The following is a 13,391-nucleotide window of genomic DNA, read 5'->3' as shown; positions in this document are numbered from 1 at the left end:
CTTACTCTTCAATAAATACAGTGCAAGTCGTTCCTGGGATCAAGGATATATTTTGGCTATTTTGCAGCGATATTTTAACTGGCACGCGTTGCGCTAGCCTAACCCATGGGTAGTTGGGTTGCACATTCTCTAATAATTGGTTACCTGTTGATGAGTTATTATCATCGATTGCACGGCCGATACTTTGTACTTTTCCACTTAATTCATTGTTATTACCATATAGCTGTATTTTTGCATTATCCCCTATAACCACATTTGTCATTTTAGTTTCTTCCAAATAGGCTATAACATAGTAGGAGTCTTTATCTACAATCGCGAACAACGGTGAGCCTGCATTAATATAATTACCCGCTCTAAGGTTTAAGTTTGTGATAAAGCCATTAACGGGGGAGGATATTTTCGTTCTTGAAAGATCAAGTTTTGCTTTGTTTATCTTTACTTTCGCCAGCTCTATCTTTTGAGTCAGGCTGGCTAGCCGAGACTGAGCATCTTCAAGCTCTTCTTTTGAAATGGCGACTTGGTTTAGTTTTGTCCGCCTAGCTAATTGATTTTTTGCAAAGTTATGTTGAATAACCAGTTCGTTGAGTTCGAGTTCAGATTGGCGAACTTTAATTTCGTAATCTGTCGGGTCTATAATTAATAACAAATCACCTTTTTTAACTTCTTGGTTATCAATGATTAAAAGATTATCAATTTTACCTGAAACCTCAGCGGTCACTTGGTTGATCTCAGCTCTTATCCGGCCATCACGAGTCCATGGGCTTAATGCATAATGGTTCCATAGTAAATAAATAGAGGAAATAATGATGAACAAAGAGATAACGATGATTAAATATTTTCTGATATTCATTTTTACCAACTACGAATTAATAATGAAGTGTATACATAAAATACATAAAAATAACATGGAGATATCAAATAGGTTCCCTGCATATTCATATTTACTCATTAAATTTATATAAACAGTCCTAAAGATTAACCATGAAAAGAACCCTAAAAAAAATATGAGTATGATCCCAGGTATAAAAACGGTTCCCCCCAAAATAAGATCTGTCATCAGTTATTCCACCATGTATGTATATAACATTTCATTGTAGTGATATTTAGCAACTTGGCATGTTTGATTTTTTTAGTTTGCTACCAACTAAATTAATACGGTGTGTTATAACACTATATTATTCTAATGTGTAGTTCTATCGCATTAATCGTTAATTGATTGATACAATATATCATTAATTCATCTGGTGTTAGTACTGTTGAATTAATGGTGAATAATTAAATTTTCACATATCATTGATGATATTTAATGTTTTGTTTTTATTGGTTTTTATATTTTTTGTTAAGTTTTTATCTATCCAAAGGTTAGCTTAAACGACTTTTAATAAGTGAATAATTCAAAAAAATCGTTGATTAAATAATATGGTTTTTATTGTTTTAATAGTGTTTTTAATTATTTCCGACATACTGAGTTTTTATTTTGTATGATGATTAAAAGGGTGTTATCAATAAATAAACACCTGTGAGTTGTTTTTTGTGTGATTTATTTGCTCTTATCATTTTATTATTCGAAAGCAGTAAGAGTATATTGATGAAAGCAATATTACTGCGATTAAAATGTATTTTTTAAATTTTATACTATCTACATCGAATATGATTATTCGTTAGAAATACTTAACAATAGCAAGAAAAACAGTAATGAGTTTTTTAAAAGAAAATTAGGGCATGTTTAACGTGGTATGTTAAATGGCCGTTCTCTTATATCCCATTGAAATATAAAAACATAAACTAAAAATCAGATTACATAAGATAAATTGCAAAAATAAAGAGTAGAAAATAATCTAAGTTATCAAATTCATTATCTAAACTTAAATGGTTTACATGTAAACTAACACTTGGGTCTGGCCTCAAGCTAACAATAAAAATTAAGGGGAACATAATGGATGAACAATATGACGTCGTTATTATCGGCAGTGGTCACAATGGCCTTGTGGCAGGGGCAAAACTTGCGCACAAAGGACTTAAAGTTGTTGTATTAGAAAGTGAAGGTACGATAGGCGGCGCGGCTCGCACAGCTGAAATTACCCAGCCTGGTTTTCACCATGACTTGTACGCAACCAATATTGGGTTATTTTTAGGCTCACCATTTTACCAAGAATACCAAAGCCAGCTACATCAAAATGGTTTTGACATCGTCACCAGTGACCGCCCGTATTCAAATGTATTTCCAGATGGCGATGGGATTGGTGTTTACCAAGACCGCGAAAAAACCGATGCGATGTTCCGCAAATATTCCCCACAAGATGCCGATAGTTTTTGGGAATTACTCCGTTACTTTCAAAAAACTGTTGGGCATTTTGCACCCTTAATGCAAATGGAATTACCCTCATTTAAAGCCGCTAAACAGCTGCTTTCTATGGTTAGAAACCTAGGTATGGGGGAGTCGCTTAATTTAGTGCAATTAATTCTTAAATCAACTCGCCAATTTTCAGAAGACTATTTTACGCACCCAAAAACCCGAGCTCTGTTTATTCCTTGGGCGTTTCACCTTGATTATGGCCCTGATGTGACGGGCGGGGCGACATTTTCATTTTTAGAAAGCTTAAGTGACCACCTCAATGGGCTTTCCATTAGCCGCGGTGGTGTGGGGAATTTAATGCACAGTATTGCCAAGATTATTGAAAATCATGGCGGGAAAGTGCTGACTCAACAAGAAGTCACTGAAATTATTATCGAAAATGGCAAAGCTATTGGCGTAAAAACCGCGTCAGGGGAAACCTTTGGGGCGAAAAAAGCGGTAATTGGCAATATTACGCCGACGCAAATCGTTAACTCACTAATCAAAGAACAACACTTACCAAGTAGTTATATTCAAAAAGCAAAACGCTACCGTTATGGTGCGGGTACGATGATGCTGCACTTTGCATTGGATAAACCTCTTGAATGGAATGCAGGGGAAGATTTCTCTAACTTTGGTTATGTACATATTGGCCCGTATACAGACGATATTTCTGCAACCTTTGACCAAGCTCAACGAGGCATTTTGCCCGACAACCCAATGCTGGTGGTCGGGCAGCAAAGTCGAAGTGACCGAACGCGCGCACCAGAAGGGAAAGAAACACTGTGGGTACAAGTCAGGGCATTACCATTTTCGCCAACGGCAGACTCCCGCAATGAAATTGCTATTGGGGACTGGGGTTCAATGAAGCAGCATTATGCCGAACGTGTGATTGATAAAATTGCGGATTACGCGCCAAATATCAAACAGAACATCCTTGATTTTGCAGTATTATCCCCCGCAGATTTAATGCGACATAACCGAAACTTGGTGAATGGCGACAGTGTATCGGGTAGTCATCAAATCAGCCAAAACTATATTTTTAGGCCTTTCCCTGGGCACTCTCGGTATAAAACGCCAATTAAAAACCTGTGGATGATCGGTGCTGCGACGTGGCCAGGGGCAGGGCTTAATGCCATTTCGGGCTATTTGGTGGCAGACCATATTTTAAAATAAAGCATTGGACTTCACTAAAATTATCGTGAGCCTGATTAGGTTCACGATAAAATTCCCTTTATAATCATGCTCACTAAGATGCGCGGGGGAGCACACGATGAACCGAAATGAATTGATTGAGTATATTCAAAATAATTATGGTGTTGACCCTGAGTACCCATGGGTAAGGGCGCCGACGTTTGCGACCTTTAAGCATGGCAATAATGCAAAATGGTTTGCGGTGATCATGGATATTGCTGCGAAAAAGGTGGTTGAAGGTGGGGGAGAGGAAAAAATTGATATTGTGAATGTTAAAGTGCCGCCTGAATTAGTTGGTTCATTACGGTTACAAAAAGGTATTTACCCCGCTTACCATATGAACAAAGAACATTGGGTGACGGTTCAACTGGGTGCTGAGGTGAGTGCTGCTGAGCTGATTGCCTTGGTTGATGAAAGCTACCGCCTAACCGTTTAACTCGCGATAAACAGTCAGGCCCCCAAACTTCTTTTTATAGGTAGCAAACGACCATGCTTTATCATTATATATCTCAAGCCTTAGCAGCTCAGAATTGTACTTTATTGATTGACAACCAATGGCAAGATTCACTATCAGAGGTGATAGTGAAAACCCGTCAATGGCAATTTGCTGATGGGGTCGTGATTTTGTGTACTGAGGAAATCGAAATCGAACAGGTTGACTGTGATAATCAATGTCCAGAACGTTGGATTACTTGGCAATTAGTACAAGAGAATGGTCTGAATATTTGGCCAGAAAGAAAAGTGTTTTTTAATATTTGCCAACAAAACTTTTGGTTGAAGATGCAAAAATCGTGTTCGCTCTAACAATGACCTATTTTTACACTAACTATTTTATTTTTAGCGTTTTTCCTATCTACTCGTAAATGAGAAATAACAGACATTCATCTGTTTTAACGCCATTTCATATTTAAACTCACTAGCATTTTAGTTAAGGCATTCTAATCTGATTGCTGTTTTACACCTGTTAGGCGTACAGATAAATCTGAATTTAATTAACCATACAAACAATGGTTTCATTTGTAATTAAATTTCATACAGATAGATAAGCTTATCTAATCAAAAAATGAATCTCATATCCATTTTTTATCATTTCATTAACAATATTTATTTCATTTTCTTCGTTTAACTATGTAAGCTTACTTAGTTGTTGTTTTGATTAATTACTAATAAAATCATTGCGTTATATATTGTTGTTATGCGAATTTGAGGTACTATCAGTTCTGTTTGAAATTCCCTTGGTTTTATTTATTCTTTTATGCCGCCGCGAGGCGGCTTTTTTTATTACTTTTGCGCCAGCCACATTCCGCTTTTCTTCATCGCAAAACCAAACAGCACACCAACCAGTAATGATTGAATAGTGACCAGCCACGCCCCTTGTGCAGCAAAAATGGTACAGGTACCGACAAAGGTTCCGGGGATGTATGACAACCACTGCTTTTTCGCTTGGATGCACATAAAAAAGGCGACAAAACCTGTGATGAAATAACCGATAAAACTCGGTAAATTTTGCAAATAGCTGCCACTGTGTAAGATAACTAAACCCCACACCACTCCGCTGCTAACAGTTACTGCGGTAATACCTAGGCCTTTGAGCCCATCTTTCGGGTAGGCAAAGTAAGCAGTACAGCCTAAAAAGCCTGCCCAGCCAATTAATCCAAGTAAATCAGCAACCCATGCCCAAAGGCCTGAGAGAATTGCGGTAGTTAATGAAAGGCAAAAAAGTAATTTCACAATAGCGACTTCAAATTAGAGTTAATCAATTCAGAGAACCTTTGGCGTCTGCTTACGGTTGCTCAGTGCTGCATTGTTATGCTTTATTAAAAATATTTATTTGTTGGCTCGATTCAGCTTTTGGGTGATTAAAATAGTCATAGCACATTTCTTAATGGAAATTGCGTTAACATATTAATAAATCATGGTTATTTTAGATTGCTAATAAAGGTGAGCGCAAACAAAGGCGTGCATTGTATCCAGCGGATCCTTATGTTGCAATTTGTATCTGCGGTTATTTATCTGAATTCACAACCTAGATCAACTGCAAACGTTTACCTGTATTTTGCAAAGGAAAAGCACGGAAACGTATCCCTTTAATGAATTGGAGTTCTCGTTATGAATAGCTTATTTACTCAACATTCTATTTCCCTGAATATATTCATCTATGTAATAAATAGATGAGGCCACTAAGCTAACACAATCATATTACGCTAAGCATATCGCACCGCGCATATTGTACAAGATAAGCAGCATCCTCTATTTTGCTTTGTCGCGTAACGTGCTTTGAGACTTGGCAGAAGAAAGCACGCATTGCGCTTACACAGCGTTACCAGCCAACAGCGATACCCGCACCAATCACTGGGCTATTGGCATCATTCCACGCGATAGAGCTACGCAAGTGCACATTTTTCCTTACTTGGTATTGTGCCCCTGCGGCAAGTGCTTTGCCGTTTTTATAATGGCCGATACCAATCCCTGCACTGAATCGGCTATTTAAGGAATAGGGGATATTGCTCATCGCGGCAACAGAAGCAATGCCTGAATTGGCTTGTTTGGCGGTTTTATTGATTTTATGTTTTAGCTGCGTAACTTGCTGCTCATAGCGGTTGTCGAGCTGAACAATTTTTTCATCCAGCTGGTCGTTGATATTAATCATTTCCCCATAAAGCTGATCACTGAGTTTATCCATTTTGTCGGCGCTTTGAAGGCGAAGGTTATCAACACTGAGGTTGGTATAGCTTTGGCTTCGGTTTGCTGCATCTTCCAATTTTAACTCGGCCATTTTATTGCTGTTTTTTAGCTGGTTTTCAATGTCTTTTTTATTGTTGGCTTGAGTGGTAGTCAGGTTTTTGGTGATTTGACTTATTTTTTTGATATTGTTGCGATTTATATCGGTAAGGGACTCAAAGTAATTCATTCTGTCATGGAAGTTTCGCTCATTACTCGACAGACGGTCTAAATCATAGTGGATTTTTTCAAGTTCCGTCGGGGATGGAGGAAGGGGGTTAGCTAGCGCATAACAAGACACAGTGGCGAGCAGCATAGAAGCAAGCGAAATGGCTCGGTTATTTATTCTCATATTGAATTCCTTATCAATAATAAATTATTTATTCCATTTTTTATTTGTCATCATTTGAATACGTGTCATCATTTGAATGACATCCGTATGCTAGGGGCTTTTAGCCAAAATGAAAAATCGCTTATACAAAACGATTTATTCGGGATATTCGTGGTGGGGTAGTTTCACGCCAGTGTTATTTAAGTCAGTGATAGCAAGTAGCTACAAATAGATAATTGTGAAATGATTAATTCGCTAAATGACACTTTTTGCACATTTTAGGTGAAGTTTGTTAAATAACATGGTATTTTTCTGCCAAGCCGCATTGTACCTTGTTTTTACACGAAATTTTAAATTGCTTGGTCAGGCGTTATGGCGAAAAAAGCGTCAAGTTGCGAGTAAGGTTAAATCACAATGTCATTTTTTGCCTATTTTTGGCAAATGAAAACGTTGATAATGTTTTCCATACTTATTTATTAGGCTACTCATTAGAAAGAAAGGCGCGCAAGCCTATCTCCCCTTAACGTGTTTAACGCGCGGTGTTGAGGTGCTTGCTTATGCAACTTTGTTCGTTTAGATAATTTGGCTGAGCAATAGATTCAATTATTAAGAATAAAGACTGAATTAATAGGATTTAAATTATGGCAGTAAGAGAAATTATTGAAATTCCCGATGAAAGACTGCGTATTAAATGCAGCCCAGTGACGGATTTCGCCGCGGTACAAACGTTAATCGATGATTTAATCGATACCATGTACAGCACAGATAACGGCATTGGCCTTGCTGCTACGCAAATCGCAGAAACCAAATCCATTATGGTGATTGATATTTCGGAAAACCGTGATCAACCAATGGTGTTTGTGAACCCTGAAATCGTCGAAAGCGAAGGGGAAACTAGCTACCAAGAAGGGTGCTTGTCAGTGCCTGAAATTTACGCGGATGTCGACCGTTTCTTACGTGTAAAGGTGAAAGCGTTTGATAGGCACGGCAAGGCGTTTGAGGTGGACAGCGATGAGTTTTTAGCCATCGTGATGCAACATGAAATTGACCACTTACACGGCAAAGTGTTTCTCGACCACTTATCCACGTTAAAACGCAATATGCTGCTTAAAAAGCTGAAAAAACAGCAACGTTTAAAACAGCAGCAATAGTCGTTGGAAGAGGCGTGTCAGGTCTGTTGGCCTGACACCCAAATTTTATTCCCTAGGGCGAATGACTAACGGGGCGTCGGGCTCATCAAATTGCCCATAGCTGTTATTGAGCACCCGTTTTTGGTCTAATTGCTTAATTTCTTTGCTTAAAAAGTTTAAATGCTGTTGTAAATATTCTTTAGTCACACGTTCATTTTCAATAATTTTATGCAATAACTGAATAAATTCCTCAGTGATTGGCTGCTGTTCTTCGAACGCTTGCGTTAACGCGGTGAGGTTTTCCACCGCAAGGACATACTCCGTTTCGCGGGAGACCAGAGTCTCCCATTCCCCAGATTGCGCTAAGGCAACTAAATTTTCACTTAATACTAAGACATTACGGTATATTTCTTGTAAATCGATAGGATTTTTATTGTCCACCTGATTATCTTTCATCCACATTTGCACCGATTTGTTGCCATGCAGAGGCGATATCGGAGAGTAACTGGTAAACTTCTTGGACATAAGCCACGTTGTTTTCGAGGTTGGCACGGAGTAGCTGCATTGTCATATACTCATACAAACTTGCTAAATTTTCCGCAAGTTCGCCGCCAGCGTCATAATTTAACGACTGCTTTAACCCAGTGTCAATGATGTCGATAGCTTTTGAGATTTCTTTACCTTTTTCAGCCACCTTCCCTTGCTGCATAAAAATCTCTCCACGTTTTAGGGCACTAAGCGCCCCTTTAAACAGGATTTGGATCAGCTGGTACGGGGTCGCGTTGGTGATTTCACTCTCCAAATCGACCTGCTGGTAGGCGTGTTTTGCGTGACGTTGATACATATTTTTTAACCTAAAAGTCGGCCTAATGAATTACTGGTGCTGTTGAGCGACGTCATCATTTTGTCCAAGTTTTGGAACTGACGGCGGTACATGTCCATGGTGTTTTCGATTTGCTTATTGGTCTGCTCAATACGTTTGTCTAAGCTTTTCTTTTTCTTTTGGATACCATCGGTGGCATTGTGCAGCGTGCCTTCTTTGCTGTCTAAAGTGTCTTTTAAGTAGTTAAAGTTTTGCGTGCCAAAACCGGTTTCTTTACCGTCCCCGGCAAAAAATACTTTGACGCTAGAAGGGTTTTCTTTCAGGACTTTATCTAATTTTTTATCTTCAATTTCTAAGGTGCCATCCAGTTTTTGCTTAATACCCATTTTGCTCAGCGTGTCGATGTCTCCACTTACTTGTGGCATGCGAACTTGCGTGCGCAAGGTGCTTTGGATCATGCGTAAAGTAGAATCACCAATCAGCGGGCCATTGGTTTTATCGGGCGCCGTGCCTTTTTCTGTTGGGGTATATTTGGTGAGTTCTTTGGCTAACGTTTGGAATTCATTATAGGCATCAACCCACGCTTTAATTTTGCCTTTAGCGGGCTCGATATCTTCAGAAACGATTAAATGGTCCGCTTTACCGTCTTCGCTTTCTTTTTTCAGGGTGAGGGTTAAACCGGGAAATAAGTCTTTCGCTTCATTGGTTTGTGATTCTAATTGGAAACCATCAATCTCTAGCAATGCCGTTTGCGGGGCAACTTTTTGTACCATGCCGCTGGTATCAGCATTTTTTATGGTAACAACCCCTTTATCATCCATCACGGACTCAACATTCAGAATGTCAGCCAGTTTGTCATCCCCGTCCACATTTATGCTAATGCGGTTTTCGGAACCTTCTTTTTTGGACGTCACAACAAGGTGATAAATATTGTCTTTATCTTTAATAACCGATGCGGAAACGCCTTTATCGGTTTTATTGATGGCATCGGCAATTTCAATCAGTGAAGTGTGTTCGTTATCTAATTTGATAACGATTTTATCTTTATCTTCTTTTTGCGAGGGCTGAGTAATAGTGATTGTGCGTTCTTTAGCGCCATTGCCCAGCAACTCTTTATTGCTATTATTGGGGGTGCCTTTGGTGGCGATGGTTTGCGCTTTAGCTAAACGTTCAACGGTAACATCATGCACACCCGCTACCGCTTTACCGTCCGTTTTTACATCAAAGGCTTTATATTCACCATTCACTTTGGTAGTACTGATATCGCCGTATTTTTTTAGGTCTTCTGCGGCTTTTTTCAGTTTCTCTAAGGACGACTGCATTTTGCCAAAGGCGCTAATTTGCGCGTCATAACTGGCTTTTTGGGTGGTTAATGGCTCTAAACGCCGGCGCTCCATCGCTTCTAATTGGTCCATTTGTACGTTTAAATCTAAGTTTGACCCGATACCGAGTGTGGATATTCCTGCCATGTTTTCTCCTACGCTATTCTCGTCATCCTTCAAGTTGCAGGGGTGTTGACTTCGCTCAGCTAGCCGAATCACATACTTGTGTATGATCATCGGCCTATATTCACTTGTCGCCTACCTGCAACCCGAATGATTTAGAGTCTATGCCTGTGTCATTAACTTTGAAATAGAGTCTGTTTAGAGTCTTATCGGCAAAACGGAGCAAAATTTTAGACTATTCTGAGAAACAACGATGGCGGGAAGTAACGAGGTAAACCTAGGTATTTATTCTTATTGAGGTTAACTAATCAGAAAATGGATAAAAATAAACTAATTCCAAACAAAATAATAAAGTAAAAAGTGGCTTCCCGTGCACCTTTTACCGTTATTGATGAAATTTTTATTCAAAAAGCCTAAAGGGGTTTTGGTTACAGCCGATAAACATATTGCTGACGAAAATCACTCAGTTAAGCACATAGGCTTAACTTATTAATTTGAATAACAAGGACATTACCATGGCACAAGTTATTAACACTAACATTCTGTCTCTGACCACTCAGAACAACTTAAACCGTTCACAAGGCGTATTAGGTACGGCGATTGAGCGTTTATCTTCAGGTTCACGTATCAACAGCGCTAAAGACGATGCAGCAGGCCAAGCAATCGCTAACCGTTTCACTGCAAACGTTAAAGGTTTAACCCAAGCAGCACGTAACGCCAACGACGGTATTTCTATCGCACAGACCGCTGAAGGCGCGGTTAATGAAATCAACGATAACTTACAACGTATTCGTGAGCTGACTGTTCAAGCACAAAATGGTTCTAACTCTAAATCTGATACCGAATCAATCCAAGCGGAAGTTAAACAGCGTATGGATGAGATCAATCGTATCTCAGAAGAAACACAATTTAACGGTGTTAAAGTTCTGAGTAAAAATACGTCCATGGCAGTTCAAGTTGGTGCAAATGATGGTGAGAAAATCGACATTAAATTGCAGCAAATTGACCGTGGTACTTTGGGTTTAACTGATTTTAACTTAGAAACAGGTTCAACAATTGGTGCTAAAGTTACTAAAGCAACAGTTGTTGATGTTGCTGGAGATGCGACTGCAACCCCCCCAACAAAAGATACTTTCAAGGATGTTGAATTAAAACTCACTGAAGGACAAACTGTTCACCAGAAAATGGAAAATGGTAAAGCAGTTGATGGTGAGTATATCCTGAAAACCGTTGATGCCAAAGGTGAAGCAAAATACACTGCTGCAACCATTGATAAAGATAGCGGTGAAGTAACTGCTGGAGCAGCTCAACCTACAACGATTAACGATTTACCGCTAGAAGCATTGGACAAAGCATTAGCACAAGTAGATAGCTTCCGTTCTGATTTAGGTGCTATCCAAAACCGTATGCAGTCTACCATCAACAACCTGAACAACTCTGTTAATAACCTGAGTGCTGCACGTAGCCGTATTCAAGATGCTGACTTCGCGACTGAAGTTTCTAACATGAGCCGTGGTCAGATTCTGCAACAAGCAGGTACTGCTGTGTTGGCGCAAGCTAACCAGGTTCCACAAGGTGTTTTAAGTCTGTTACGTTAAGTTAGACTTGTATTCTTGATTAAAGGCCAGCTTGCTGGCCTTTTTCATGCCCGTCATACTTCGCGCCGCAGCGTTGTTGACTTCAGTCGCTCACCCGAATCACGTACCTATGTACGCTCATCGGGATGACCTCCTTCGTCGCCTAGCCGCAACACGAATTATTTAGGGCTCGCTTTAGCATTTTTTAAGTCAAAAACCAAACCCCTTCTAAATCAAAAATGGCTTCTCAATAAAACAACCACTCCCACTTGTATTACCCGTAAAATCTCCTGAAAATTAAGTTAAAACAACCATTAACCTTGCAATCATTCAAATTTGACTTATTTGGGATAAGGTAAATAAAGCCACATTTATTGCCTTACTCTACGGATTGAAATCAAAACCAACACAGATAATGAATACCTTTTATAAAGCTTGAAGGGTGATTCAGGTTGTGAGCGATTTGTATACTGCCGAAGGTGTGATTAATAAAAATAGCCTATGGGAGCGTTATTACCCTCTAATACGCCATGAAGCCCTGAAACTGCAAGTTAGACTACCCGCCAGTGTTGATATCGACGACCTAATTCAAGCGGGGGGCATTGGTTTACTGCATGCATTGGAACGTTTCGATGTTACCCAAGGGGCATCGTTCGCCACCTATGCGGTGCAGCGTATTCGTGGCTCAATGCTTGATGAACTGCGCAGCCGTGACTGGGTGCCGCGTAGCGTGCGCCGCCAAGCAAGGGAAATGACCAAGGCCATAGGCGTGTTGGAACAATCACTTGGGCGCAGCGCGACGGAGCCAGAAATTGCCAAAGCGCTGGATATCGAGCTGTCTGAGTATCGCCAAGCGCTACTGGACACCAATAACAGCCAGCTATTTTCCTACGATGAGTGGCATGAAGTTCACGGGGAAAGCTGTGAGCCGCAAATGGATGAACGCGACGGCGGTAACCCACTGAGTTTGCTGATGGAGTCGAGCCTGAAGGCGCAAATTATGGCGGCGATAGACCAACTACCCGAGCGCGAGAAAATGGTGCTGACGCTGTATTACCAAGAGGAGCTGAACCTGAAGGAGATTGGCGCGGTGCTGGAGGTGGGGGAGTCGAGGGTGAGTCAGTTGCATAGTCAGGCTATTAAGCGCTTGCGCGGCCGTCTCAAATAGATGCTCGTCATACTTCGCACCACAGCGTTGTTGGCTTCACGAGTTCACCCTAGTCACATACTTGTGTATGCTCCTAGGGCTAAACTCACTCGCCGCCTAGCTGTAGCACGAATTATTTAGAGCATCGCTACTGAGTTAAAAAGTATTTTCTTGAAATTATTCTTTAGGTCACCGCTGTGGCGTTAAAATAAATTTAAGTAAGGTTGACACTTGGCCAACCTATAAATTATTTCCTTGCCGTTAAATTGCATTAATCGCGATATTAATACCCATCCAAATCATGGTTACGATTTGGGCAAAGAAGAACATAAACCGCCATGTGGCGACCTTATCTGTTTGTGTTAGGCAAATATGGATAAGGCTTTGTGCAATTCGGCTGATAAATACAATAATGGCTAACGTATTAAGCAGAGTGCTTTCAGTGTGAGTGAAGTTCATGGCGACGACAATCGCCGTGTAAACGGGTAAATTTTCAATACAATTACGATGGGCGGCAATAGCACGCTGGTACCAATCACTCCCTTGTGGCTTATTGGCTTGCCACTCTCCAACCGTTGCTCGCCCGGTTAAAATGCGCGACCAGCGGTATACACCAACGGTGCCAAATAAAATTAACAGTGTCCAGCCTGCAAAGGCTAATAAAATCCAAGTTGGTGTATTCATTTCA

13 protein-coding genes are annotated in these 13,391 nt (G+C 40.2%); 6 read left to right on the top strand and 7 right to left on the bottom strand.

Annotated features, from left to right (window positions below; genetic code table 11):
* Position 1: 1 nt before the first annotated feature.
* On the bottom strand, positions 2–850 hold the full coding sequence (locus ABWP91_RS05600) for an efflux RND transporter periplasmic adaptor subunit (RefSeq protein ID WP_353242423.1): 849 nt from the start codon (positions 848–850) through the stop codon (positions 2–4).
* Positions 851–1,936: 1,086 nt separating this feature from the next.
* On the opposite strand from ABWP91_RS05600, the gene ABWP91_RS05595 reads away from it, so the two are divergent.
* From ABWP91_RS05595 to ABWP91_RS05585, 3 genes are all read left to right on the top strand, one after another.
* Complete coding sequence (locus tag ABWP91_RS05595; RefSeq protein ID WP_353242422.1) at positions 1,937–3,511, top strand: phytoene desaturase family protein; 1,575 nt, start codon at positions 1,937–1,939, stop codon at positions 3,509–3,511.
* A 97-nt stretch (positions 3,512–3,608) separates the two neighbouring features.
* Positions 3,609–3,965, top strand: a complete 357-nt coding sequence (locus tag ABWP91_RS05590) for an MmcQ/YjbR family DNA-binding protein (RefSeq protein ID WP_353242421.1) — start codon at positions 3,609–3,611, stop codon at positions 3,963–3,965.
* A 146-nt stretch (positions 3,966–4,111) separates the two neighbouring features.
* Positions 4,112–4,333 (top strand): hypothetical protein, encoded by a 222-nt coding sequence (locus tag ABWP91_RS05585; RefSeq protein WP_353242420.1) that lies wholly within the window; start codon positions 4,112–4,114, stop codon positions 4,331–4,333.
* 477 nt (positions 4,334–4,810) lie between these two features.
* Here the strand turns inward: ABWP91_RS05585 and ABWP91_RS05580 are convergent, their stop codons facing one another.
* Together ABWP91_RS05580 and ABWP91_RS05575 are read right to left on the bottom strand one after the other, a co-directional pair.
* Positions 4,811–5,260 carry a DUF1097 domain-containing protein gene (locus tag ABWP91_RS05580; RefSeq protein ID WP_353242419.1) on the bottom strand — a complete coding sequence of 150 codons (450 nt, stop codon included), beginning with the start codon at positions 5,258–5,260 and terminating at the stop codon, positions 4,811–4,813.
* A 589-nt stretch (positions 5,261–5,849) separates the two neighbouring features.
* Positions 5,850–6,602, bottom strand: coding sequence for a YadA C-terminal domain-containing protein (locus tag ABWP91_RS05575; protein ID WP_353242418.1), 753 nt, complete (start codon positions 6,600–6,602; stop codon positions 5,850–5,852).
* A 620-nt stretch (positions 6,603–7,222) separates the two neighbouring features.
* Here ABWP91_RS05575 and def point away from each other — a divergent pair.
* Positions 7,223–7,732, top strand: coding sequence for a peptide deformylase (def, locus tag ABWP91_RS05570; RefSeq protein WP_219249019.1), 510 nt, complete (start codon positions 7,223–7,225; stop codon positions 7,730–7,732).
* Between the two features lie 45 nt (positions 7,733–7,777).
* Here the strand turns inward: def and fliT are convergent, their stop codons facing one another.
* Genes fliT through fliD form a run of 3 tightly spaced genes read right to left on the bottom strand, consistent with a single transcriptional unit; the run spans position 7,778 to position 10,003 of the window.
* Positions 7,778–8,167, bottom strand: coding sequence for a flagellar protein FliT (fliT, locus tag ABWP91_RS05565; protein WP_219249018.1), 390 nt, complete (start codon positions 8,165–8,167; stop codon positions 7,778–7,780).
* Positions 8,157–8,555 (bottom strand): flagellar export chaperone FliS, encoded by a 399-nt coding sequence (gene fliS / locus ABWP91_RS05560; RefSeq protein ID WP_219249017.1) that lies wholly within the window; start codon positions 8,553–8,555, stop codon positions 8,157–8,159. Before fliS ends, fliT begins: the two co-directional genes overlap by 11 nt.
* 5 nt (positions 8,556–8,560) lie before the next feature.
* Positions 8,561–10,003: a flagellar filament capping protein FliD gene (fliD, locus tag ABWP91_RS05555; protein WP_353242417.1), complete on the bottom strand. Its 1,443-nt coding sequence runs from the start codon at positions 10,001–10,003 to the stop codon at positions 8,561–8,563.
* A 491-nt stretch (positions 10,004–10,494) separates the two neighbouring features.
* Here fliD and ABWP91_RS05550 point away from each other — a divergent pair, with 491 nt between their 5' ends.
* Together ABWP91_RS05550 and ABWP91_RS05545 are read left to right on the top strand one after the other, a co-directional pair.
* Positions 10,495–11,577, top strand: coding sequence for a FliC/FljB family flagellin (locus ABWP91_RS05550; protein WP_353242416.1), 1,083 nt, complete (start codon positions 10,495–10,497; stop codon positions 11,575–11,577).
* 433 nt (positions 11,578–12,010) lie between these two features.
* Complete coding sequence (locus ABWP91_RS05545; protein WP_353242415.1) at positions 12,011–12,724, top strand: RNA polymerase sigma factor FliA; 714 nt, start codon at positions 12,011–12,013, stop codon at positions 12,722–12,724.
* A 240-nt stretch (positions 12,725–12,964) separates the two neighbouring features.
* On the opposite strand, the gene ABWP91_RS05540 is transcribed toward ABWP91_RS05545, so the two are convergent.
* Complete coding sequence (locus ABWP91_RS05540) at positions 12,965–13,387, bottom strand: MAPEG family protein (protein ID WP_353242414.1); 423 nt, start codon at positions 13,385–13,387, stop codon at positions 12,965–12,967.
* Positions 13,388–13,391 lie beyond the last annotated feature (4 nt).

Origin of the sequence: Providencia sp. (assembly GCF_040396775.1) — a bacterium.
In the GTDB taxonomy this organism is placed as follows: domain Bacteria; phylum Pseudomonadota; class Gammaproteobacteria; order Enterobacterales; family Enterobacteriaceae; genus Providencia.
This window is presented reverse-complemented; position numbering and strand designations above follow the sequence as displayed.